This window comes from Streptomyces pratensis, assembly GCF_016804005.1.
Taxonomy (GTDB): domain Bacteria; phylum Actinomycetota; class Actinomycetes; order Streptomycetales; family Streptomycetaceae; genus Streptomyces; species Streptomyces pratensis_A.
The window spans coordinates 7,033,603-7,057,623 of record NZ_CP051486.1; the positions used below are offsets into that span (position 1 = coordinate 7,033,603).

A 24,021-nucleotide genomic window follows, 5' to 3' on the forward strand; every position below is an offset into this window, starting at 1 on the left:
CGATGCCCGAGATCCCGGCCGGAGGCCGACGCCTGGACATCTGTCGCTGAGTAGCGATCCACTTACAGAGTGGGACGGGCGGAGATATTCTCGCCAGGGGGTCGTTGGTGACAAATCATCCGTCACATGGGAGTCGACGTTGAGTAACACCTATGGGGAATGGCTCAAGGAAATGCGTCGGGCAGCCGGGCTGACCCAGCAGGAGCTGGCCGACGCGGCGGTAATGACCCGTTCGCACATCGCGCACATCGAGGCGGGACGTCGCGTGCCGTCGAAAGAGGACGCACGACGGCTGGACACGACCCTGAACACCGGAAATGTGCTCAGCAGCTTCCTGCCGGACGACGACGCGGCGGTCGCCGACTACTTCGAAGCGGCTCTGCTGCTCGAACAACAGGCATTGGCGATTCGCGAGTTCGCGCTGTCGTACATTCCAGGCATCCTCCAGACGAAAAGGTACGCTCGTGCGATCCTCGGCATGTCCTTCCCTCCTGTAGGTGAAGAGGAATGTGACAGGCTCGTTGTCACACGACTCGAGCGGGCAAGAGTGCTCGACAACCCGCCGAACCCCGCAGTATGGGCGCTACTCGACGAAGCCGTACTGCGCAGGTCGGTGGGCGGGCCGGACGTCATGGCGGAGCAGATTCTGCATCTGGTCGAATTGGTGCAGGCGGGGCGCGTCCGGGTGCACGTGATGCCGTTCACCCTGGGATTCCACCCCTTGATGGACGGCATGCTCACCCTTATGACCTTCGAGGATCAACCTCCTGTGGCGTACAGCGAGAGCCTCCGCATGGGAAAGGTTCATGATTCCCCCTCCGTGGTACAGGAGTTGCAGAGCCGCTACGCTCTCGCCCTGAGCGACGCTCTGCCGCTGAAGGAGTCGCTGGACCTGCTGAGGACAACAGCGAAGGATTACGGAAGCCAATGACTGACCGAATCATCCCGAACACCTTCGAGCAGACCGGCTGGCGCAAGTCCTCCTACAGCAACAGCGAAGGCGGCAGCTGCCTGGAGGTCCTGGACGGCCACCCCACCGGTGTACCCGTCCGCGACTCCAAGTCGCCGCACGGACCCGCCCTGTTGATACCGGCCGCAAGCTGGTCATCCTTCGCCTCCGCCGTGAAGGCCGGGCACTTCTGCGTCTGAGCCTCGCAGGGACGGTCCTGAACATGACCAAGGGCGGGCACCCTTGTGCCTCTCCGGCACCTCGCGCCGGGCGCTCGTCGATGTCCCATTCCCTCCGAGCGGCGCGCCCCACCCGCTAAGGCCACCGCCATGCGTGGTGTGCGAGTGATCCTGAGCCGCCACCCGGGCCGGCCGACTGCCGGCGCGGCGACTCACCGGGGGCACGGGTCGCCCGCGCCCTCATGTCACGTACCGCTGCTCTCCTCGCGCCGTCGCCGCCGCCGTTCACGGCGGCGCTCGGCCCTGCGCGCCCGGGAGCGCGCCAGCCGTTCCTCGCGCATGCGACGCTCGCGCTCCAGGCGCCGCGCCTCGCGCGCCCTGTCGGTGTGGCGCCGCGCAGCCCACGGAATCACGGCACCGGCCGAGACGAGGGCGAACGCCACGATCCAGTGTCCGACCGAGGTGCCCATGGTCAGCGCGACCACCGCCCCGGCCACCGCTCCGGCCGAGTACCCCAGAGCCGGGCGCCAGTCCGTGCGGTACCGCCCGAAGGCCTTGGCCATGATGCCCAGCGGCCAGGGCGCGGCCATGAAGGCCGTGAAGTACTTCCCGCCGCCCTCCGGTACGCCACAGCCGCCCTTGGGATGCGGCTCGCACCCCAGGGTCACCATTCCCGCCAGGCCCCAGCCGAACCAGAGCATGAGCCCCGCCGCGAACGCGGCCCCCACCCATCTCGCATGCATGTACGGATCATAGGGACAACGGCCGATCGCCTCGCCTCGTACGGCCATCGGGAGGAGCTGCCGACCGGCAGGCTCCCTCCGCGCAACACATGGCCCGAAATGCCGGGTGATCCAGCATGTGCAACCAGGGGTTGACCATTCCTTCCCCCGCCCCTAAGTTTCTCGCAACCCGCTGGTACATCGATTAACCACCCTGGTCAACGTCCTGGTTGGAGACATCCCGCTGTGCGCTCACCCCTGAGTCGGCGCGGTTTCCTTGTCGCTGGTTCCGGCCTCGCCGCCGCTACCGCGCTGCCCGCAATGTCCGGCTGCTCCACGCTCGCCTCGGCCGATTCCGACCCCGGCACCCTGCTCGTCCACACCCAGCTCGGCACCACCGCGCCGGGCTCCCCCACCTACACCGCCGTCGTGAAGGAATTCGAGAAGGAGAACCCGGGCATCCGGGTCAAGAACCTCGTCAACGGCGACGACCTCCCCCAGGTCTACGAGACCTCGCGGCTGGCCCGTAAGGAGCCGGACGTGGTCATGGTCAACCTGTACGACAAGACGCTCGCCTGGACCGACGTCGGCGCCACCGTCGACGTCAAGGGCTACCTCGACGACTGGGGACTGCGCGACCGTGTCCTGCCCGCCGCCCTGAGTGAGTGGACCGACGGCAAGGGCAGGCTGCGCGCCTTCCCGTACTTCGCCACCAACTGGCCCGTCGCGTACAACACCCACCTGCTCGACCGGGCCGGTGTCGGCTCCGTCCCCACCACCGGGGACCAGCTCATCGGCGCGGCACGGAAGCTACGGGCCAAGGGCATCGCACCGGTCACCGTCGGCGGAAACGACTGGACGGGGCAGAAACTGCTCGCCCAGATCATCCAGACGTTCCTCACCCCCGACGAGGCCCGGAAGGTCTACACGACCGGCGACTTCAGCGGCAGCCGGGGCGCCCGCGAGGGCATCGACTACTTCGTGACCCTGCGGGACGCCGGTGTCTTCGCCGACAAGGCGCAGGGGCTGACCTCCGACACGATGACCACGCAGTACAACACCGAGGCGGCGGCCATCCAGTCCGCGATGTCCTCCGCGCTGGCGAAGGTCCCCGACAAGGCGGCCGGGCACACCGAGATCGGCGGCTGGCCGCTCGCCCCGGGCGCGGCCCACGAGAAGCCGACCATCCTGCGCTCGTACACCCTCATCGGCTTCTGGATCAGTCCCAACGGGGTCAGGAAGCTGTCCTCCGTCGAGAAGTTCCTGCGCTTCATGTACCGCCCCGACGTGGTGTCCCGCTTCATCACCGAGAGCGGCCGTGACATGGCACTCGTGACCGACACGGTCAGCAAGGACTTCCCGCTCGTGGCGAAGGCCCAGCGGCTCGGCGACCGGGTCGGCCAGGCGCTCCTGCCCGACCTGTACGTCCCCCCGACCGCCACCCAGCCGCTGATCACCGCCACCAGCACCGCCTTCACCCGGGGGACGAGCGCGGCCTCCGTGCGCTCCGCCCTGGAATCCGCCTACCGCACGGCCTGATCCGCGCGCCCGAGCCTTTGCGAGTCCTCCCATGACGATGCTCTCGTCCGCCCCGGGCGGCGCCTCGGTCCGCGGACCGGTCACCACCCCGCCGTCCGCCTCCACCACGAAGCGCCGTACGCAGGGCGGGGTCGTCCTCGCCGTGCCCGCGCTGGTCTGGTACCTGGTCTTCATGGTCGGCCCGCTGGTCGCCATCTTCGTCATCGCGGCCCTGCACTGGCCCGGCATGCTCCAGCCGGTCTCGTTCGCCGGCACCGGCAACATCAGCGCGGTCCTGGACGACCCGGTCTTCTGGGACGCGGTGCGCAACACCGCCGTACAGCTCGTCGTGGCCGTGCCCCTGATGATCATCGGGGCGTACATGCTCGGGTACTACGTCGCCCAGAAGCCGCCGGGGCACCGCGTCCTGCGCTATCTGCTCTTCATCCCCGGTCTGATCTCCACCCCCGCCAAGGCGATGGTGTTCTACGCGGTCCTCTCCCCGGACGGCCTGCTCAACGGAGCCCTGGACAAGGCCGGTCTGGGTTCGATGACCGACGCCTGGCTCGCCTCGCCCTCCACCGCGCTCGGCTCCCTCGTCCTCCTCGACGTGTGGAGCGGCATCGGCTTCACCGCAGTGCTGTTCGCGGCCCGGCTCGGCAGCGTCCCCGACGAGATCGGTGAGGCGGCGCAGCTCGACGGTGCCGGGCACTGGCGTGCCATGTGGCGCATCCACTTCCCCGTCATACGGGACTTCGTGGGCGTCGTGACGATGCTCCAGTTCCTCTGGACGCTGTTCGGCTCCGCGCAGAACGTTCTGCTGCTCACCCAGGGCGGGCCGGGGAGCTCGTCGACGACGTTGTCCTTCCTCGTCTACCAGAAGGCCTTCATCGCGGCCGACCTCGGCTACAGCCAGACCGTCGGCGTGGTCCTCTTCCTGGTCGGCCTGGCCGGGCTGCTGACCATCCGTCGTGTCTTCCGCCAGAACTACTGATCGGAGCTGGTCCCATGAAGTTCGGAAGGTCCTGGCTGTCGGCGCACATCTTCGCCTGGCTGTACATGGTGCTGCTGGTCGTCCCCCTCTACTACCTGCTCGTGTCGGCGTTCAAGACGAACGACCAGATCTTCGGGAGCCCGTTCTCCCTGCCGACGTCCCTCTCCACCACCAACTTCACCGAGTCGTTCTCCTCGGCGCACCTCGGGCCGGCGATCCTCAACTCGATGCTCGTGACCGCGCTCGCGCTGGTACTCACCCTGGTGCTCGCGATACCCGCCGCCTTCGCCATCGCGCGTGCCGAGGGCCGGCTCGGCGCCCTGGTGGAGCGGGTGTTCTCGCTGGGCTTCCTGATCCCCACCTTCGCCGCGCTCTTCCCGACGTTCCTGCTCGCCGCCGCCACGGGGCTGTTCCACACCCGGGCGTTCATGGTGCTGTTCCTGCCCGCGACGGCGATGCCGCTCTCCGTCGTCATCCTGGTGCAGTTCATGCGGACCATCCCGCGCGAGATGGAGGAGGCGGCGCGCATGGACGGCGCGTCCACCTTCGCCGTCCTGCGGCACGTCTACACACCGATGTGCATGCCGGGCATCGCGACGATCCTGCTGCTGAACTTCCTGACCTTCTGGAACGAGTACCTCTACTCGCTCGTCATCATCGGGCCCGACCCGGACCTGCGGACGGTGCAGGTCGCCCTGCCCACGCTCAAGTCCCTGACGGGGACGGACTACGGCATCCTTACGGCGGGCACGGTGCTGACCCTGGTCCCGGTATGGGTGGTCTACACCGTGCTCCAGAAGCGGATGCAGCAGGCCCTCGTCAGCGGAGCGGTGAAGATGTGAACAAGCCTCCCGAAGGGCGTACCGCCGTACGCCCCACCATCAAGGCCGTGGCAGCCGCCGCCGGGGTGTCCACCGCCGCGGTCTCCCAGGCCGTCAACGGCACCGGCCGGATCTCGGAGGCCACCCGCCGCCGGGTCATGGACGCGGCCGCGGAGCTGGGCTGGTCCCCGAGCGCCTCCGCCTCCGCACTGCGCCGGGCCCGTACGCGCACGATCGCGCTCGTCGTCCGGCGGCCCACCGATGTGCTCGGCTCCGACCCGCACTTCAGTGAGCTGATCACCGGTCTGGAGGGCGAGCTCGCGCCGCGCGGCTACGGTCTGCTGCTCCACCTGGTCGCCGACATGGCCCAGGAGAGCGCGCTGTACGAACGGCTGGTCGCGGAGGGCCGGATCGACGGTGCCGTGCTGACCGACGCCCGAGCCGACGATCCGCGTCCGGACCTGCTGCGGGGCCTGGGGCTGCCCGCCGTGCTGCTGGGCGCCCCAGATGCCCGATCGCCCGTGCCCCGGGTGGGGCTCGGGCAGCAGGGCGCGGGCGTGAAGGAGGCCGTGGCCCACCTGCTGGAGCTCGGCCACCGCCGCGTCGCCTACGTCGCGGGCCCGTCCGAACTGCTGCACACCCGGCTGCGCTTGCGCGCCTTCGAGGAGGCCCTCGACAAGGCCGGGCTGGCGCCCGTCGCCGTACGTCACAGCGACTTCACCGAGCAGGCCGCCGTCGCCGTGACCGAGGAGCTGCTGGCCCTGCCCGGCCGCCCGACCGCGCTCGTGTTCCCCAACGACTCCATGGCCGTCTGCGGTATCGGCACGGCGCAGCGCGCCGGGCTCCGGGTGCCCGGCGACCTGTCCGTGGTCGGCTACGACAATCTCTCGCTCGGCCGCTGGGTCCACCCCCGGCTCACCACCGTCGACCAGCAGGTGCAGCGGGTCGGTGCGGCCGCCGCCCGCACGCTGCTCGCCGGGTGCGGCGAGGACGTGCCCCCGCCCGTGCTCGACGGCCGCCCCCGTCTGGTCGTCCGCGAATCGACCGGCCCCGCGCAGTCCCCGACCTGAACCGCCGCACCACCACGGCACCCCCGCACATCGAAGAGGACCTGTAGAACCATGCGACGCCACAGTGCCCAGCTCACCCACGACTCCGCCGTGCTCCCGTGGCTCGGCACCAACTTCTGGTCCCGCACCGGCGGTCCGCTGATGTGGCGGAACTACGAGCCGAAGACGGTCCGCGAGGAACTGTCGGTGCTCAGGGAACACGGTCTGAACATGACCAGGTCGTTCTTCTACTGGCCCGACTTCCACCCGGAGCCCGGACGGATCGACGAGGAACTCTGCGACCGTTTCCGGAACTTCCTGGCCGCCCACCACGAGCTGGGCATGGGCACGGTCCCCACCTTCATCGTCGGCCACATGTCGGGAGAGAACTGGGACCCGGCGTGGCGCGGTGACCGGGACCTGTACGAGGACGTGTGGCTCGTCGGCCGGCAGGCGTGGTTCGTCTCGCAGATGACCCGGCGCTTCAAGGACCACCCGGCGGTCACGGGCTGGCTGATCACCAACGAGATGCCGGGCTACGGCCGGATCTACCAGGTCGACCCCCCGTCGAGCGATGTCGTGACCGCCTGGGCGCAGTTCATGTGCGACGCCGTGCGCGCGGCGGGCGGCACCCAGCCGGTCTCGCTCGGCGACGGCGCCTGGGGGATCGAGGTGACGGGCCGCGACAACGGCTTCTCGCTGCGGGAGACGGCCGAGTACGTCGACTTCGTGGGGCCGCACGTCTACCGCTCGGACACGGACAGGCCGCGCCAGCACTACAGGGCCGCGTTCGAGTGCGAGCTGGCCGCCGTCACCGGTCAGCCGGTGGTCCTGGAGGAGTTCGGACTCTCCACCGACACGGTCTCGGCGGCGAACGCGGGGATCTTCTACCGGCAGACCCTGCACAACTCGCTGCTGGGCGGGGCGACCGGCTGGATGGCGTGGAACAACACGGACTACGACGACCTGTGGGAGCAGTCGCCGTACGACCACCACCCCTTCGAGATGCACTTCGGGATCACCGACGGCTCCGGGCGCCCCAAGGAGCCGTTGCGTGAACTGGCGTCCTTCGCCGAGGTCCTGAAGCAGGTCGACTTCCCGCGCTGCCGCCGCACCGACGCGGACGCGGCGCTCGTCGTGCCCACGTTCCTGGAGCGCGGCTACCCCTACAGCCGGCCGGCCGACCGCCCGCTGATCTTCACTTCTCTGCACCAGGGCTATGTCGCGGCACGCGGCGCCGACCTGCCGGTGGCGTTCGCCCGCGAGGCGGACGGGCTGCCGGACGACGCCTCGCTGTACCTGCTGCCCTCGACCCGCCAGCTGACCACCCGCACCCGGCGTGCCCTGGAGCGCCGGGCGAAGGAAGGGGCCACGGTCTATCTGTCGTTCTGCTCTGGCGAGTACCCGACGACCCGTGGCCCGTGGTTCCACGATCTCGACGGGCTGTTCGGGGTGGAGCTCCAGCTGTCCTACGGTGTCGCCGAGCCGATCGAGGACGACGTCCTGGAGATGACCTTCACCGAGGACTTCGGCTCGATAGCCGCCGGTGAGGTGCTGACCTTCCCGGTCGCCGGCAACGAGGACAGCCGCGCCTACCTGCCCGTCGTCCCGGACGGCGCGCGGGTCGTCGCCACCGACGCGCACGGCCGGCCGGCGCTGCTGCGCCACGACACGGGCGCGGGCCGCACCGTCCTCGCCACGTATCCGCTGGAGCACATGGCCGCCCGTACGGCCCGCGCCAACCCCGAGCAGACCCACCGGCTGTACGCGGCGCTCGCCGAACTCGCCGGTGCCGCACGGCCGGTGACGGTCGGCACTCCGTACGTCAGCGCCGACACGCTGGTCCGCGAGGACGGCGCGCGGTTCGTGTGGCTGGTGAGCCAGTCCGGCGAGGAGCTGACCGTGTGCCCGTCGGTGGACGGGGAGCTGCGCGAGCTGACCGGCGGGGCCCCTGTGCGGGACGTGACCCTGCCCCCGTACGGGGTGCGTGTGCTCGAACTGCGCTGACCGCCCCGACCCGACCCCCCGACTCCCCGAGGTGAGCCGCCCGATGTCCGATCCGCTGTTCCGAGACCCCGAGGCGCCCGTGGCCGACAGGGTGGCCGATCTGCTGTCGCGGATGACGCTCACCGAGAAGGTGGGCCAGGTCAACCAGCGGATGTACGGATGGGACGCGTACGAGCGCACCCCCTCCGGCCACCGTCTGACGGACGCGTTCCGGGCGGAGGTGGCGGCCTTCGACGGAATGGGGGCGCTGTACGGGCTCCAGCGCGCCGATCCCTGGTCCGGTGTGACGGCGGAGACGGGGATAGGTGCGGCGGACGGGGCGCGGGTCTCCGACGCGGTGCAGCGTCACGTAGTCGAGAACACCCGGCTCGGTGTCCCCGTCCTGCTGGTCGAGGAGATGCCGCACGGCATGCAGGCCCTGGACGGGACGGTGCTGCCGGTGAACCTGGCGGTCGGCGCCACCTGGGATCCGGAGCTGTACGAGGAGGCGGCGGCCGTCGCCGCCGCACAGCTCCGGGCGCGTGGCGGCCATGTGGCGCTGGTGTCCGCGCTCGACCTGGTGCGGGATCCGCGCTGGGGCCGTGCGGAGGAGTGCTTCGGCGAGGACCCGTATCTGGCGGCTCGCTTCACCGAGGCCCTGGTGCGTGGTGTGCAGGGGCCCTCCGGGGACCGGATCGGGCCGGACCACGCGGCGGTCGTCCTCAAGCACTTCGCCGGGCAGGGGGCCACGGTCGGCGGCCGCAACAGCGCGGCCACCGAGCTGGGCGCGAGGGAACTGCACGAGGTCCATCTCGTGGCGGCGCTGGCGGGCGTGCGTGCCGGAGCCGCGGGTCTCATGGCCGCGTACAACGAGTTCGACGGCGTGCCGTGCGCGGCGAACCACCACCTGCTGACCGGGATCCTCCGGGAGCGGTGGGGCTTCGGCGGCCTGGTGATGGCCGACGGCCTCGCGGTCGACCGGCTGGTGCGGATGGCGGGGGACCAGGTGGCGGCGGGTGCGATGGCGCTGCGTGCGGGGACCGACCTGAGCCTGTGGGACGACTGCTATCCGCGGCTGGCGGAGGCGGTCCGGCGGGGGCTGGTCGAGGAGGCCACACTCGACACGGCTGTCGGACGGGTCCTCGCACTGAAGTTCCGCCTCGGCCTCTTCGAGCGTCCGTACGCCGGCGCCCGGGGGACGGACCCCGCGCGCCTGGAGCGGCTGAGCGAGCGCATCGCCCGCGAGTCCGTGACCCTCCTCGAACACGACGGGGTGACGCTGCCGCTGGCCGGCCGCCGTATCGGGGCCGTCGCGGTCATCGGGCCCAACGCCGATTCCGTACCGCAGCAGATCGGCGACTACACCGCGCCTCAACGGCCGGGCACGGGCAGCAGTCTTCTCGCCGGCATCCGGGCCGCCGCGCCGGAAGGCACCGCCGTCACGTACGCCCGGGGCTGCGGCCTCGTCGGCGGGGACCTGTCGGACCTGCCCGAGGCGGTTTCGCTGGCCTCGGCCGCCGACGTGGCCGTGCTGGTCCTCGGCGGATCGAGCGCACGCGGGTCCGGCACGCGTTTCGACGCCAACGGGGCGGCGGTCGTCGCCTCCGGCAATCCGGTGGAGATGACCTGCGGCGAGGGTGTCGACCTGGCCGAACTGGGGCTGCCCGAGGCACAGTCGGCACTGCTGGACGCCGTCACCGCGACCGGCACCCCGGTGGTCGTGGTGCTGGTCCAGGGCCGGCCGCACGCCCTGCCGGACCTCTCCGGCGGGGCGGCGGCGGTGCTGAGCGCCTGGTACCCCGGCCCGTGGGGCGGAACGGCGGTCGCGGACGTGCTGTTCGGCGCAGCCGTGCCGCAGGGCCGGCTGCCCGTCTCCGTGCCCCGCTCGGCGGCCCAGCTGCCCGTGTTCTACAACGGCAAGGACCACGATTACCGGGGCTACGTCGACCAGCCGGCCACGCCCCGCCATCCGTTCGGCCACGGACTGTCCTACACGACGGTCGAGTACGGCGTCCCCAGGCTCTCCCTGTCGTCCGTCGCGGTGGCCGGGTTCGACGGGGCGGCCCCTGTGAGCTGTACGGTCGGCGTCGTCAACACCGGCCCCCGACCGGTGCGGGAGACCGTCCAGCTCTACGTACGCCGGGTGCTCGGCGGCAGTTCGTGGCCACGGGTGCGGGAGCTGCGGGCCTTCACGCAGGTGCAGCTGGGGCCCGGCGAGGGCACCGAGGTCACCTTCCCGGTGGACGCGCGGACCCTGGCCTCGTTCACGCACGCGGGGGAATGGGCGGTGGAGCCAGGCGAGTTCGCGATCGAAGCGGGGCCGTCCTCCCGGCGCACCCGGGCTGCCGGACTCACGGTGACGGCGTAGGCCGGGCGGTGCACAGACCGTCGGCTGCGACGGCGTGGTCCGGGCGGTGCACAGACCGTCGACGATGATGGCCGGCATGCGTTCAGCGCGTTCCTTGCGGTCGGGTCCGCCGGTCTTCCACAGGACGACGCGAGCGGGAGGACCTCGTCGGCGAAGGCGCCGGGGCGCAGCAGCCCCTCCTCCTCGCAGGCGGTCGGCAGCCGGCCCATCCGCGCCGACGAGTTCGTCGTCCGGCCGACCGGCCGGGCCTGACCCCGGCCACGGGCGCCGCCCCCGGCCGGTCACCACTCCCTGGGGGCGATGAGCTCCTCCACGTCCGCTCCCGTGAAGCCGTACGCCGTGGCTACGGCCCAGAAGTTCTCGGCTATCTCCTCGCGGGCCACCGTTTCGATCTCGCTGCCGGCTGCCTCGAACTCGGCCTCCAGGGCGTTGAATTCCTCCGTCGCCGCGTGTGTGAGCACGTACAGCGCGGTCAGGTCTGCCGGCTGCTCCGCCTCGACGCGCTCGCAGAGCCGTACCAGGACGGCCCTGCCGAGGTCGACGACGCGGTCCGGGTAGTAACCGTCCCCGTACAGCCCCCGCAGGAACGCGTACTCCGCCATGCTCCGGTTCGTGATCGCCACGTCCGCCCCGCCTCTCCACGCATCCGGACACCCGTCCACCGGATGACCGTCAGAAACGATGGTGCACCACGCCTCTGACAGTGCCGGACCGCCGCGTCCGCCGCCCCGGGCCGCAGGGCTGCGGGCGCCACCTTCACGCCGGTGCGCACAGGCGCGTCCCGCCGGGCCGAACAGGCCTCGGGCGCCCCCCTTTCGGGGCTGTCTGCGCAGGTCACCGGGGTGCGACGCTGCCGTTGATCACGGGCACTGCCCGGCCGACGAACAGCGAAAGGTCTCCTCGTGAACCGCATCACCGCACTCGCCGCCACCGCGGTCGTCCTGGCCTTCGGACTGGGCGCGGGGCCCGTCTCCGCCACCGACGCGGGCGGGTCCACCGCCGGCCGGGCAGCCGCCCCGGCCGCCGCGTTCACTCGCTGCACCCACGGGTACTTCTGCGCCTTCGACGGCTGGAACGGTGAGGGGACCCGCTGTCAGTGGTCGGCTCGCGAGATGAGCAACACCGCCGACAACTGCTCGTTCATCCGGGAGGGCAGGAACGTCCTCTCGGTGTGGAACAAGACCGAGCACCGCGTGCAGTACTACACGCAGACCAACTTCAACTCGCGCGTGGGCTCCACCCTCGCCGGACAGGGCGGCAACCTCCAGGGCAGCTACCAGATCCGTTCGTTCAAGCCCCAGTAGCGGGGCCCCGGCGACGGCCCGGACCCCCGTCGGATGCTGCCTGGCGGCCGGGCGTGTGCCTCACTGCACGCGCGCGGACGCCCGGCCACGGCTCTCCTCTTCCTCGTCGTCGTCGTCGCCGGGGACGTGGACACCGAAGACGTTGATGTTGATCTCGACGACCTCCAGACCTGTCATCGTCTCGACCGCGTCCGTCACACGGGTCCTGATGCGGTCGGCCAGCTCATGGATCGGGATGCCGTACTCCACCTCGATGTCTACGTCGACCGCGGTCTGCTTCTCCCCCACTTCCACCTTCACGCCGCGTCCGCCGCCGGAGGTTCCGCCGACGCGTCCGGCCACGGCGCCCATCGCCTTGGACGCTCCCCGGCCCACGGAATGCACGCCGTCCGTCTCGCGGATGGCGATTCCGGCGATGGTCGCCACCACACCGTCGGCGATGGTGGTCCTGCCGCGTCCGGACCGCTCGCCGTTCCTGCCTGTCGTTGAACTCCCGCCCAGGGACTCGACATCAGCCATGACTGCCTCACAGAGGGTCTATGCGACGAGGCTGCTGGCGTCCTCGCCGGCTCCTCATCTCACTGTGCGCCCGCCCGCCGCCGACCGCCATCGAGACGTACGCAGCGCTCGCCCCGGCCACCCTCCGTGACCGGATCCGGCACCGCCGCCCCGGAACCGCCGGGCCCTTCCGTCCCGGGCCGTCCGGGAAGCCAGGCGTGCTCAGCATCACCCTGGACAGCCACCGTGACCGCCGGGTAACTTTTGACCAGGACTGAGCAAGCGCTTAGCCACTGCGACCGAAGCCCGAAGCTGACACCAGGAGGCACCCCGTGCGCCGTACGGTTTACAACGAGGACCACGAGGCGTTCCGGGAGACCATCCGCGCCTTCATCGAGGCCGAGGTCGTTCCCGTCTACGACGAGTGGTTCGCTGCGGGCCAGGCGCCTCGCGACTTCTACTACAAGCTCGCCGAGCTGGGCATCTTCGGCATCGAGGTGCCCGAGGAGTACGGCGGCGCGGGCGAGGAGTCCTTCAAGTTCGAAGCGGTCCTGTACGAGGAGACCGCCCGCGCGGGCATCTCGTTCGGCGGCTCCGGCGTGCACGTCCTGCTCTGCCTCCCGTACCTCAAGGCGTACGCCACCGAGGAGCAGAAGAAGCGCTGGCTGCCGGACTTCGTGTCGGGCAAGTCCATGTACGCGATAGCCATGACCGAGCCGGGCACCGGTTCGGACCTGGCCGGCATGAAGACGACCGCCAAGCTCTCCGAGGACGGCACGCATTACGTCCTCAACGGCGCCAAGACCTTCATCACCGGTGGTGTGCACGCCGACAAGGTCATCGTCTGCGCCCGCACGGACGCCCCCAAGGCCGACGACCGCCGCCACGGCATCTCGCTCCTGGTGGTCGACACCAAGTCCGAGGGCTACTCGGTCGGCCGCAAGCTCGACAAGCTGGGCCTGAAGGTCTCCGACACCGCCGAGCTGGCCTTCGTGGACGTCAAGGTGCCCGTCGACGACCTGCTGGGCGAGGAGAACAAGGGCTTCTCCTACCTCGGCCAGAACCTCCCGCAGGAGCGCCTGGGCATCGCCGTCGGCGCGTACGCGCAGGCAGCCGCCGCCGTGCGGTTCGCCCAGCAGTACACGCAGGACCGCACCGTCTTCGGCAAGACCGTCGCGTCGTTCCAGAACACCAAGTTCGAGCTGGCCGCCTGCAAGGCCGAGGTCGACGCGGCCGAGGCCGTCTGCGACCGGGCGATCGAAGCTCTGGACGCCGGCGAGCTGACGCCCGCGGAGGCCGCCTCGGCGAAGCTGTTCTGCACCGAGGTCGCGCACCGCGTGATCGACCGCTGCCTCCAGCTGCACGGCGGCTACGGCTTCATGAACGAGTACCCGATCGCCCGCCTGTACACGGACAACCGGGTCAACCGCATCTACGGCGGCACCAGCGAGGTCATGAAGTCGATCATCGCCAAGTCCATGGGTCTCTGAGAGCGGCTACGTCTCCCCTCCATGAGCGCAGCACTCGACTCCCTGCTCGATCTGCTCGACCTGGAGCGGATCGAGCAGGACATCTTCCGGGGCACGAGCCGTTCGGCGGTCGTGCCCCGCGTCTTCGGCGGCCAGGTCGCGGCCCAGGCCCTGGTCGCCGCCGGGCGCACGGTCCCCGCGGACCGGGGCGCCCACTCCCTGCACGCGTACTTCCTGCGCCCCGGGGACCCGGGCGCGCCGATCGTCTACAACGTGGACCGGATCCGTGACGGGCGGTCCTTCACCACGCGCCGGGTCGTCGCCGTCCAGCACGGCAAGCCGGTCTTCCACCTCTCGGCCTCCTTCCAGGTCCACGAGGAAGGCATGGACCACCAGGCGGTCATGCCCTCGGCGCCCGACCCGGAGACCCTGCCGACGGCGGCGGAGATGCTGCCCCGGTACGCGGACCGCTTCACCGACCCGCGGATGGTGGACCGGCTGCTGGAGGCCCGGGCCGCGGTCGATCTGCGCTACGTCGACGCCCCGCCGTTCGCCACGGCCGGTGAACCGAGGGAGCCGCGCTCCCAGGTCTGGTTCCGGACGCACGGCAAGCTGGCGGACGATCCGCTGCTGCACGTCTGCATGGCGACGTACGTCTCCGACATGACGCTGCTCGACTCGGTCCTGCTCGCCCACGGGCGCGGCGGCTGGTCGGTCGGCGACGTGGTGGGCGCCAGCCTCGACCACGCGATGTGGTTCCACCGCCCCTTCCGGGCGGACGAGTGGCTGCTGTACGACCAGGAGTCGCCCTCCGCGTCCGGCGGGCGCGGTCTCGGACAGGCCAGGATCTGGACGGCCGACGGGAAGCTGGCCATCACGGTCATCCAGGAGGGCCTGGTCCGCGTCCCGAGGGACTGAAGCCGCGCATTCGGACATACTGCCCCTCATGAGTGACGCCACGAGTGACGAGCAGACCGGTGGCAGCGAGTCCACGGCCACCGTCGTCGTCGCGACGGCCGCCAATCTCGGTATCGCGGTGGCCAAGCTGGTGGCGGGGCTGATCAGCGGTTCGAGCGCGATGCTGTCGGAGGCCGCGCACTCGGTGGCCGACACCGTCACCGAGGTCATGCTCCTCACCGCGCTCAAGCGCAGCGAGAAGCCCCCGGACGAGGACCATCCGCTGGGTTATGGCCCCGAGCGGTACATCTGGGCGATGCTCGCCGCCGTGGCGACCTTCGTCGGCGGCGCGGTGTTCTCCCTGTACGACGGCATCCACACCCTGCTGAAGGGCGAGGAGCTGGGCGACCCGCTCGTCTCCTACATCGTGCTCGCGGTCGCCTTCCTGCTGGAGGGCTTCTCGCTGCGCACCGGCGTGCGGCAGGTGCGTGGCGAGGCCGCGCGGCTCCGGATGCCCGCGCCCCGTTATCTGCGCCGGACCCCCGACACGGCGGTCAAGGCCGTCGTCATGGAGGACTCGGCGGCCCTGACCGGGCTGCTCCTCGCAGCCGGCGGTCTGCTCGGCGGGCAGCTCACCGGGTCCGGGGTCTGGGACGGCATCGCCTCCGTCCTCATCGGCGTACTGCTGGTGTACGTGGCGTGGGTGCTCTGCCGGTCCAACGCCCAGCTGCTGATCGGCCGGCCGCTCCCGGCCGGGATGCGGGCCGGTGTGCGCGAGGAGCTGCTGTCAGTGCCGCACATCATCGAGGTCGTGGAGCTGACCACGTTGATCCAGGGCCCCTCGGAACTACTGGTCGCAGCGAAGATCGATTTCCGGGACGCGTCGACGGCCGCGCAGATCGAGTGGGCGTGCGAGGAGGCGGAGCAGCAGCTGCGGGAACGCTACCCGTCGGTCCAGCGTGTGTACCTGGACCCGACGCCGGGGCGCGCGCAGCGCCTCGCGGCGCGCGCCGACGGCTGAGGGACGCGGGCAGCCGCCTCGCGGGCCCACACCGTCCGCTACGGGCCGCTACGGGCCGCTACGGGCCAGATCAAGCCAGAGACGGGGCGACAGGGGCCGACAGGGCATTCGTCGGCGGGACCGACCACGACACGACGGCGTTCCGGCCCGTCTGCCGCCCTCACACCGGTGATCAACCTTACTCACCGCCACACCGGAGAGCGTCCGACGTGAGGCCCGCGGCCGACGTGCCGCACCTGGGGCGACGCGCCGCAGCCGTTCACTCGGGTCACAGCATGCCAAATGGTGACGTTTCAGTTGGGCGCGGGCAACCGGCGGACCCACATTCTGCCCATTTACCTTTTTACCTTTCATGTCAATCTTTGAAATACCTCAGCGCCGAATGCAATTACCCGAGGGCTCGAATTCGAGCCATGATCAGTGGATTTATTGCATCTGCGGCCAGGAACCGGTGTCCTTCTCAGGGTTGCCTCAACTAGCCCTGGCCGCACGCGGGCAGGCGCATTCCCCCATCCACCGAGGACCTTGTTTATGACGCACATATCGGAGGCCGGTCCCTGGGTACTGGCGCTGGCCATGACGGTCGTCGCCCTCGCCCTTGCGCTCCTCCACCTCCGCACGCGCCGGTCGAACGCGGCACTGCGTGCTGAGGCTCGCACCGAGGCACATGCCGCGGCCGGCAAGTACCAGGCACTTGAGGCCAATGCGCGGTCCAGCGCACAGGCGGCCGCGCAGGCCTCGGAGACCCGCTACCGGTCGATGGAAAGCACGCTCCTCGCCGAGGTCCAGGAGGCCGAGCGCGCCAGACTCGCCGCCGAGCAGCAGGGCGGCCGTGCGGGCGGGGAGCTGGCGTACTTCGTCGACACCCGGCTGCCCGCGCTCGTCACGCATCTGAGGCACCGTCATGTGCCGGTCCCCGGAACGCAGGACCCGGCGCTCACCCACACCGACATCGGGACCCTCCTGGAACGGGCCCTGAACCAGGTCGCCCAGGTCATCGTCGACACCGAGCAGCGGGTCGACGCCGGCGCCCAGGCAGTGCTGCGGGCCACCACCGCCGAGATCCAGGCCAAGTCCTACCGCCTCCAGGAGATGATCGAGGAGGCGCAGTTCACCTTCGACGATCCGGAGATCGCAAAACGCCTGGTGTCGATGGACCGCACGAACGAGGAGAATCTCCGTCAGATCCAGGCGACCGGAGTCCTCTGCGGTGCGTGGCCGGGGCTGACACGGGACGACTCCCACCTGGGTGACATCGTTGCCGGAGCCCAGTCCCGCATCGCGGGCTACCAGCGCGTCCAGATCACCAGCCAGCTCTCCGACCCGGTCGGGGTGGTGGCCCGGGCGGTGGAGCCGCTCGCCGTCATCGTCGCCGAGCTGCTCTCCAACGCGGTGCACCACACCCCCCAGGGCACGCGGCCCGTCGACGTCAGCCTGCACCAGGTGCAGGCAGGGGCGTGCGTCGTGATCGACGACCCCGGCGTGGGCATGACGGACGAGGAACGCGAGTTCGCCGCGCGCATGCTGTCCGGTCAGCAGGGTGTCCTGCTGACCCACCTGGGAGACCCGCCGCGGGCGGGGTTCGCCACGATCGGCCGCCTCGTGCAGCAGTTCGGCTTCACCGTCACGGTGGACAAGCCCTCGTCGTACGGCGGCGTGCGAGCGGTGGCGTTCATTCCCGATCACCTGCTGATGCTGATGGATGAGGTGGCCCAGCCCATGTCGGCCATGTCCCCCGCGCTGCGCAGGCAGGAGCCGCCCAGGCAGGAAAGCCCCGCGCCGTCACCGGCCGCCGCGCCCGCCGACGCGATCGACCTGCCGCGGCGGCGACGCCAGCGGGCCGCTCAGGACACGGACCGGCCCGCCCGGCAGGGCCCGGACCCGACGCCTGCGATCACCCCGGACCAGGCGGCCCTGACGTGGGGCGCCTGGCAGACCGGCACCATGCGCGGATTCGAGGACGCGCACACCGACCAGGAAGAAGGCACGCAGCCATGACCGTCGTTCCCAAGCGCCCCCTTCTCAGGGACATGTCCTGGGTGCTCACCCCGCTTCTGGAGGTGCCTGGGGTCGTGCACGCTTTGGTCCTCTCCGGAGACGGGATGATCCAGGGCGCCACCCAGGCCCTCACCCGGGAGGCCGGGGAGGGCGCCTCCGCCATGGCGTCGGCCGTCCAGGGCGCCTGCAAGGAGCTGGTCAGGAAACTGGCGGGGCAGGAGGAGAGCCCCGTACTTCACCAGGTGGTGGTCAGCACGGACCACGGGTTCGCCTTCCTGATCCCGGCGGGCGACAACACGGTCATGGCGGTCTTCGCACAGACGACCGTGGACATGGGCGTCATCGCCCACGCAATGCAGGTGCAGGTCTCGAAGCTCGGCGACAAGGTGATGAACTCACCTGCTCGGGCCCGGGGATGACGCCGGCGCCCCGCCGGCGGCTCGTGCCGTCGTTCCTGGCCACCGACAGCGTCCAGCCGACGCGCAACACGCTGGACCGCCTGACCCTGCTGTCGTCCACCGGCGTCACCGCCGTGGACGACCTGACACACGCGCAGCGCCGGCTGGTCGAACTCCTCCAGGGCGGCCCGCTGGCGCTGGTCGAGGTCGCCGCACGCCTCGTGCTGCCGGTGAGCCTGGTGCGCGTCCTCGTCGCGGATCTCGTCGACAGTTCGCACCTGCACGCCCGCGCCCCCATCCCCGAGGCGAAGGCACACGATCCCCAGCTGCTAGAGAAGGTTCTCGATGGACTCCGCAGTATCCGATAACGCCTTCCTCGACAGCGACGAGCAGACGCTGGTGAAGATCGTGGTGACCGGACCTTTCGGCGTCGGGAAGACGACGCTGATCAACACGCTGTCCGAGACCGCGCCGCTGCACACCGAGGAGGTCATGACCCAGGCCGGCGCGGCTACCGACGATCTCGCCGGTGTGCGGGACAAGGCCACCACCACGGTCGCCATCGACTTCGGCCGCAGGACGCTCCCGGGTGACCTGGTCCTCTACCTGTTCGGCACTCCGGGCCAGAAGAGGTTCAAGCCGCTCTGGGAGGACATCGCGCGCGGCGCGCTGGGTGCGGTGGTCCTGGTCGACACCCGCCGTCTCGACGACTCGTTCGACGTCATCGACATGATCGAGCAGCAGGGACTGTCCTACGCCGTGGCCGTCAACAGCTTCCCCGACTCGCCCGACCACTCGCCCGAGGTGCTCCGCGACCACCTGGACCTGGAGCCGCACACCCCGCTGGTCGTGTGCGACGCCCGCGAGACGACGTCGGCCGTGGACGTACTGATCGCGCTGGTGACCCACCTGCTCACCGCCCACCCCGTCCTGGAAGCCTCATGAGCACCTACCTGCCCCTGGCCGTCCCCCTGTACAGCCCGGACTTCGCCGCGGACCCCGGGCGCGTCTACGCCCGCCTGCGCGCGTTCGGGCCGGTCGCCCCCGTCGAGGTGTCCCCGGGCGTCAGCGGCTATCTCGTCACCGACCGCGACGCCGCTCTCGCCATACTCAACGACCCCGAAGTCTGGTCGAAGGACCCTCGGGTCTGGGAGAGCGGGCTCCCGGCCGACTCGCCGGTGAAACCGATGATGGGGTGGCGGCCCAACGCCCTGTTCAACGACGGCGCCGAGCACCGCCGCTACCGGTCGGTCATCACCGACAGCTTCAGCCGGATCGAGCCGCACGACCTGCGCCGGCAGGTCGCGGAGATCGCGGACGGTCTGATCCAGGACTTCGCCGGCACGGGTGAGGTCGACCTGGTCGGCCAGTACGCCCGCCCGTTGCCGCTGGTGCTGTTCAACGCGATGTTCGGCATGCCGCCCGAGGACGGGCCCCGCCTGGTGTCCGCCATGGGCGGTCTGTTCGAAGCCGAACCCGAGATCGCGATCAAGGCGAACGAGGACTTCGGCCGGTACATGGAGGAACTCATCGCGCTCAAGGTGCAGCAGCGCGGCGAGGACCTGACGAGCTGGTTCATGGACCACCCCGCCGGTCTGGCGCCGGAGGAACTCGCCCACCAGGTGATCCTCACGATGGCCGCCGGGCAGGAGCCGACCACGAACCTGATCTCGAACGCGCTGTCGCGCATGCTGTCCAATCCGGACTACTACAGCAGCCTTTCCAACGGCGCCCGCACCGCCCGCGACGCCATCAACGACGTGCTGCGCCATGAGCCGCCGATGGCGAACTACAGCGCGCACTACCCGCGGCGCAACATGCAGATCGGCAGCACCTGGATCGCCGCCGACAGTCTCGTACTCATCTCCTACCACGCGGCGAACACCACCCCGGACGGCCACGACGGCGGCGAGCGTACCGACGGCGGCGCGCACCTCGCCTGGTCCGCCGGTCCGCACGCATGCCCCGTCAAGCAGCCCGCCCTGCTCATCGCGATCACCGCGATCGAGAGGCTCACCAGCCACCTCGGGGACCTCGAACTCGCCGTGCCCCGCGAGAGCCTGCAATGGCGCCCCGGCCCCTTCCACCGCGCACTGGCGCACCTCCCGGCCCGCTTCGGTCCCATCACGCCGCAGAAAACTGGAGTCACTCCATGGAGCAGCCCCTCCACCTCGACCCCGCCGGCCGCGACCTCCACGGAGAGTCCGCTCTCCTCCGCGAGCGCGGGCCGGCGGCCCGGGTCGTACTCCCCGGCGCCATAGACGCCTGGGCCGTCACCAGCCACTCGCTCCTCAAGGAGCTCCTGACCGACGACCGCGTGACCAAGGACCCCAGCGCCTGGAGCGTCTGGCAGCGCGGCGAGATCACCCCCGACATGTGGGTCTACTCCTGGGTCGCGGTCTCCAACATGTTCACCGCCGCGGGTCAGGACCACCGCCGCTTGCGCAAACTCATCACCCCGGCGTTCACCGCACGCCGCATCGAGGCGCTGAGGCCCGTCATCCAGGAGATCGCCGATCAGCTGCTGGACGACCTGGCGGTCGACTCCGACGGCACGGTGGACCTGCGCAGCGCGTACGCCCACCCGTTGCCCATGCGGGTCATCTGCCATCTGTTCGGGCTGCCCGAGGAACTCCGGCCGCGCATGGCCCAGTTGGTCGAGAAGGTCTTCGACACGACCGTCGAGGACGCCGCGTCGAACTTCGCGGAGCTCCAGCAGATGCTGACCGGCCTGATCGCGAGCAAGCGGCAGAGCCCGGGGGACGACATGACCAGCGTCCTGATCGCCACCCGCGACGAGGACGGCGCCCGCCTGAGCGAGGCCGAGCTGACGGACACGCTGCTGCTCATCATCAGCGCCGGCTTCGAGACCACCGTCAACCTCATCGGCAACGCCGTACGCGCCCTGCTGGAACATCCCGAACAGCTCCAGCAGGTCACCGCGGCCGGTGGGAAGCGCTGGAACGACGTCGTCGAGGAGACCCTGCGCTGGGAGCCGAGCGTGGCACATCTTCCACTGCGCTACGCCGTCGAGGACATCGACCTCCCGGACGGTCAGCGCATCGCCCGGGGTGAGGCGATCCTCGCGTCCTACGCCGCGGCGGGCCGGGAGCCGGCCCAGCACGGCCCGGACGCCGACCGGTTCGACATCGACAGGTTCGGCCGGGACCACCTGGCGTTCGGCTACGGCGTCCACTTCTGCCTCGGTGCGCCGCTCGCGCGCCTGGAGGCCGACGTGGCCCTGACCACCCTGTTCGCCCGGTACCCGGACCTCTCCCTGGCGTCCCCCGCCGCGGAAGTGCCCTCCGTCGAGTCGTTCATCGTCAACGGCGCTCAGCGCATCGACGTCACGCCGGGCAGCCCCACCCCGGCCTGAGAACCGGGGGGGGCGATCCCCGCCTTCGGCCACGGGATCCGCTGCCCGGGTGCGGCGTCGGCCGGGCCGGAGGCGGAACGAATGCCGCGGCGTGACCGGGCGGCCCTTGATGCGGCTGCGCTCCACACCCCCGTAACCGGTGGAGCGGAGCCGCATCGTGAGCTGTGCCCCGCACCCGCCGGGCCGGCCACGACGCCGCGGCCGTGCCGTCTCCGGTCCGGCCGCGGCCTGCCCGACAGAACATAGGGCGAGCAGGGGGTGCGCACTGTGTCAGTCGTGCGCGGGACTGTGTCAGCAGCGCGCGTTCGGGGGAGATCCTTCGACCGGGCGGCGTCGGCACCGCCCTCGGCCGATGACGGCGCACGGGGGCCGAAGTTCCCCCCACAGCGTTGCGCGGGGTAGCGGAACACTGCCATCCTGTTACTCGGATCGTGCATGGCTAGGGGTTGATCATGGAGGAACGGGCCAAGGCTTTTCCCCACGCTCCGTGCTGTTCCGACGAGCGGCACGGACCCGGCGCGGCAGGCGGACCTGACGCACCGTACGGATTGGGCGGACCTCGCGGCCCGCACCGGCGAAAGCCCTTCCGGTGAGCTCGGTCCTGGACACCACGGACATCCCGGCGCGGGACCGCGAGGAGACGATCCGGCACGCGGTGTGGGAATCCCTCGTGCGGATCGACATCGATCACCACCTGCCGCCCGAGGACCTCGCGGTCCACATCGGGCTGGACACCGCGGGTCCCCTGGAGATCTGCTCGGCGCGCGCGACCTCGATGACCATCCGGCGGACCCCGCGCCTGGCACGGGAGGACGAGGAGCCGGCCGTCTTCCTCGGCCTGCAGGTATCCGGCACCAGCCTGGTGGCGCAGAACGGCCGCCAGGCTCTGCTGAGGCCCGGGGACTTCGCCCTGTACGACACGGTCACCCCCTACACGCTCCTCTTCGACGAGGGGGTGGACCATCACTTCCTCCGGTTCCCCCGCGCGGCGCTCGCACTGCCGGAACGGGCGGTCAGGGACATCACCGCGGTCACTCTCGGCCCGGGCAATCCGCTGGCGGGCCTCGCCTCGACCTACTTCTCCCAGCTGTTCGCCAGTGAGGGGCTGCGCAGCGGTCCGCACGCCGACGCGGTGGTGGAACCGAGCATCGAACTCGTGCGTGCCGTCGTGGCGTCCCAGCTGGGGAGCCAGGAACTGGCCCGGGCGCCGCTGGAGGCCACGCTGAGCCTGCGCATCACGCGGTACATGCGCGCACACCTGGCTGAGACCGACCTGTCGGCCGAACGGATCGCCGCCGCGCACAGCATCTCGGTGCGTCACCTCTACACGGTGCTGGCCCGGTCGGGCATCTCCCTCGGAGACTGGATCCGCTCTCACCGCCTCGCGGAGTGCAAGCGGGAGCTGGCCGGCCCACGAGGCCGGGCCCGGACCGTAGCGGCGGTCGGACGGAGCTGGGGCTTCGTGGACGCGTCCCATTTCGGCAAGGTGTTCAAACAGGCGTACGGCGTCTCCCCCCGGGCCTGGCGCGACGGGAACCACCCCAGTTCCTCGCCGTGAACCGGCCTGGGCGACGACCGCGGTGAGGCTCCGCCGGACATGAGGGCCTCACCGGAGGCCGGAGGCCGGAGGCCGGAGGCCGGCCCGCCCGGCCCACCGAGGGCGGTCAGGCGGGCAGCAGCCCTGCCGCGTCCAGCAGGTAGTCGGTCATCGGGTCGTAGTAGCGCGGGTCGGCGACGTGGTCGTCCAGCGGCACGGTGACCTGGAGGGTGCCCTCCGCCTCCCCCAGGAAGAGCGCGGGGTCGTTGCAGTCCGCGTAGCCGATCGAGTCGATCCCGCGCTGCCCCGCGCAGCCGGCCCAGCCGTGGTCGGCGACGACCAGGTCGGGCTGCGGCCGGCCCTCGCGCTCCAGGCCGTCGAGGACGGCGGCCATCGGGGCCGGGGAGTGCGTGTGCCACAGGGTCGCGCCGCGCTCCAGCACGGCGACGTCGGCGAACTGGAAGACCATGCCCTCGTCCGCCATCAGGCCACCGGGGATCCGTACGATCTCGCAGCCGGCGGCCCGCAGGGCGTTCGCGGTCTGCCGGTGCACGTCGAGGAGCCCTCCCGGGTGCCCCGTCGCGAACAGCACCCGCTGCCTGCCCGCCGCGGCCTTCCGCAGCCGTGCCGCCATCCGGTCGAGGGCGTCGACCGTCAGCTCCGGGTCGATGGTGTCCTGCCCCTGCCGGTGCTCGGGGTCGTCGTTGACCCCGCACCTCTCGGCCATGACGGCCAGCACGTCCTGCTCGTCGAGCCAGCGGTCGCCGAGCTCCAGCCCCAGCCAGAAATGGCGGTTGCCGTTGGCGAGCTGACGGTAGTGGGAGAGGTTGTTGTCGCGGGGGGTGGCGACGTCGCCGGCGATACGGGTGCGGACGAGGTGCTCGACGAGGGCTGCGCGGCTGGGTATCGGCATGCACCCATTGTGCCGTCGGCGACG

Annotated in this window: 23 protein-coding genes; 19 read left to right on the top strand and 4 right to left on the bottom strand. The window is 70.7% G+C overall.

The features are described 5' to 3' along the window. The first annotated feature begins 139 nt into the window (after positions 1-139). Positions 140-931 (top strand): helix-turn-helix domain-containing protein, encoded by a 792-nt coding sequence (locus HED23_RS29355; protein ID WP_203186370.1) that lies wholly within the window; start codon positions 140-142, stop codon positions 929-931. Beyond that, a complete protein-coding gene (locus tag HED23_RS29360) occupies positions 928-1,149 on the top strand; it encodes a DUF397 domain-containing protein (protein WP_203186371.1) in 222 nt (73 codons plus the stop codon). Before HED23_RS29355 ends, HED23_RS29360 begins: the two co-directional genes overlap by 4 nt. Before the next feature lie 224 nt (positions 1,150-1,373). On the opposite strand, the gene HED23_RS29365 is transcribed toward HED23_RS29360, so the two are convergent. Continuing rightward, entirely contained in the window at positions 1,374-1,871 is a 498-nt protein-coding gene (locus HED23_RS29365) for a hypothetical protein (protein WP_238442158.1), read from the bottom strand. Between the two features lie 225 nt (positions 1,872-2,096). Here HED23_RS29365 and HED23_RS29370 point away from each other — a divergent pair, with 225 nt between their 5' ends. The 6 genes from HED23_RS29370 to HED23_RS29395 are packed head-to-tail and all read left to right on the top strand — an operon-like array spanning position 2,097 to position 10,586. After that, positions 2,097-3,389 carry an ABC transporter substrate-binding protein gene (locus HED23_RS29370; protein WP_203186372.1) on the top strand — a complete coding sequence of 431 codons (1,293 nt, stop codon included), beginning with the start codon at positions 2,097-2,099 and terminating at the stop codon, positions 3,387-3,389. 31 nt (positions 3,390-3,420) lie between these two features. After that, positions 3,421-4,362 carry a carbohydrate ABC transporter permease gene (locus HED23_RS29375; protein WP_203186373.1) on the top strand — a complete coding sequence of 314 codons (942 nt, stop codon included), beginning with the start codon at positions 3,421-3,423 and terminating at the stop codon, positions 4,360-4,362. Between the two features lie 14 nt (positions 4,363-4,376). After that, complete coding sequence (locus HED23_RS29380; protein WP_203186374.1) at positions 4,377-5,204, top strand: carbohydrate ABC transporter permease; 828 nt, start codon at positions 4,377-4,379, stop codon at positions 5,202-5,204. Continuing rightward, positions 5,201-6,253, top strand: coding sequence for a LacI family DNA-binding transcriptional regulator (locus HED23_RS29385; RefSeq protein ID WP_203186375.1), 1,053 nt, complete (start codon positions 5,201-5,203; stop codon positions 6,251-6,253). Before HED23_RS29380 ends, HED23_RS29385 begins: the two co-directional genes overlap by 4 nt. 51 nt (positions 6,254-6,304) lie before the next feature. Continuing rightward, positions 6,305-8,239 (top strand): glycoside hydrolase 5 family protein, encoded by a 1,935-nt coding sequence (locus tag HED23_RS29390; RefSeq protein WP_203186376.1) that lies wholly within the window; start codon positions 6,305-6,307, stop codon positions 8,237-8,239. 43 nt (positions 8,240-8,282) lie between these two features. Next, positions 8,283-10,586: a glycoside hydrolase family 3 N-terminal domain-containing protein gene (locus tag HED23_RS29395; protein WP_203186377.1), complete on the top strand. Its 2,304-nt coding sequence runs from the start codon at positions 8,283-8,285 to the stop codon at positions 10,584-10,586. Between the two features lie 281 nt (positions 10,587-10,867). Here the strand turns inward: HED23_RS29395 and HED23_RS29400 are convergent, their stop codons facing one another. Next, on the bottom strand, positions 10,868-11,209 hold the full coding sequence (locus tag HED23_RS29400; RefSeq protein ID WP_203186378.1) for a DUF5713 family protein: 342 nt from the start codon (positions 11,207-11,209) through the stop codon (positions 10,868-10,870). 279 nt (positions 11,210-11,488) lie between these two features. Here HED23_RS29400 and HED23_RS29405 point away from each other — a divergent pair, with 279 nt between their 5' ends. Continuing rightward, positions 11,489-11,890, top strand: a complete 402-nt coding sequence (locus HED23_RS29405; protein WP_203186379.1) for a peptidase inhibitor family I36 protein — start codon at positions 11,489-11,491, stop codon at positions 11,888-11,890. Between the two features lie 60 nt (positions 11,891-11,950). On the opposite strand, the gene HED23_RS29410 is transcribed toward HED23_RS29405, so the two are convergent. After that, the gene (locus tag HED23_RS29410) at positions 11,951-12,409 is read right to left on the bottom strand and encodes an Asp23/Gls24 family envelope stress response protein (RefSeq protein ID WP_203186380.1); all 459 of its coding nucleotides are present in this window, start codon (positions 12,407-12,409) and stop codon (positions 11,951-11,953) included. A 311-nt stretch (positions 12,410-12,720) separates the two neighbouring features. Here HED23_RS29410 and HED23_RS29415 point away from each other — a divergent pair, with 311 nt between their 5' ends. The 10 genes from HED23_RS29415 (at position 12,721) to HED23_RS29460 (ending at position 23,105) form a co-directional block, all read left to right on the top strand. Continuing rightward, complete coding sequence (locus HED23_RS29415; RefSeq protein ID WP_031092198.1) at positions 12,721-13,878, top strand: acyl-CoA dehydrogenase family protein; 1,158 nt, start codon at positions 12,721-12,723, stop codon at positions 13,876-13,878. Between the two features lie 21 nt (positions 13,879-13,899). Beyond that, complete coding sequence (locus HED23_RS29420) at positions 13,900-14,775, top strand: acyl-CoA thioesterase (RefSeq protein ID WP_203186381.1); 876 nt, start codon at positions 13,900-13,902, stop codon at positions 14,773-14,775. 28 nt (positions 14,776-14,803) lie between these two features. After that, complete coding sequence (locus tag HED23_RS29425) at positions 14,804-15,775, top strand: cation diffusion facilitator family transporter (RefSeq protein ID WP_203186382.1); 972 nt, start codon at positions 14,804-14,806, stop codon at positions 15,773-15,775. Between the two features lie 531 nt (positions 15,776-16,306). Next, positions 16,307-17,773, top strand: coding sequence for an ATP-binding protein (locus tag HED23_RS29430; protein WP_203186383.1), 1,467 nt, complete (start codon positions 16,307-16,309; stop codon positions 17,771-17,773). Beyond that, positions 17,770-18,192: a roadblock/LC7 domain-containing protein gene (locus HED23_RS29435; protein ID WP_203186384.1), complete on the top strand. Its 423-nt coding sequence runs from the start codon at positions 17,770-17,772 to the stop codon at positions 18,190-18,192. Before HED23_RS29430 ends, HED23_RS29435 begins: the two co-directional genes overlap by 4 nt. Beyond that, positions 18,189-18,539, top strand: a complete 351-nt coding sequence (locus tag HED23_RS29440) for a DUF742 domain-containing protein (protein ID WP_203186385.1) — start codon at positions 18,189-18,191, stop codon at positions 18,537-18,539. Before HED23_RS29435 ends, HED23_RS29440 begins: the two co-directional genes overlap by 4 nt. After that, entirely contained in the window at positions 18,517-19,116 is a 600-nt protein-coding gene (locus tag HED23_RS29445) for a GTP-binding protein (RefSeq protein ID WP_203186386.1), read from the top strand. Before HED23_RS29440 ends, HED23_RS29445 begins: the two co-directional genes overlap by 23 nt. Next, the gene (locus HED23_RS29450; protein WP_203186387.1) at positions 19,113-20,432 is read left to right on the top strand and encodes a cytochrome P450; all 1,320 of its coding nucleotides are present in this window, start codon (positions 19,113-19,115) and stop codon (positions 20,430-20,432) included. The genes HED23_RS29445 and HED23_RS29450 overlap by 4 nt, the downstream gene beginning before the upstream one ends. Beyond that, the gene (locus HED23_RS29455) at positions 20,324-21,547 is read left to right on the top strand and encodes a cytochrome P450 family protein (RefSeq protein WP_203186388.1); all 1,224 of its coding nucleotides are present in this window, start codon (positions 20,324-20,326) and stop codon (positions 21,545-21,547) included. Before HED23_RS29450 ends, HED23_RS29455 begins: the two co-directional genes overlap by 109 nt. A gap of 589 nt (positions 21,548-22,136) precedes the next feature. Continuing rightward, positions 22,137-23,105 (top strand): helix-turn-helix domain-containing protein, encoded by a 969-nt coding sequence (locus HED23_RS29460; protein WP_203186389.1) that lies wholly within the window; start codon positions 22,137-22,139, stop codon positions 23,103-23,105. A 106-nt stretch (positions 23,106-23,211) separates the two neighbouring features. Here the strand turns inward: HED23_RS29460 and HED23_RS29465 are convergent, their stop codons facing one another. Then, positions 23,212-23,997: a phosphatase gene (locus HED23_RS29465; RefSeq protein WP_203186390.1), complete on the bottom strand. Its 786-nt coding sequence runs from the start codon at positions 23,995-23,997 to the stop codon at positions 23,212-23,214. Positions 23,998-24,021: the final 24 nt, after the last annotated feature.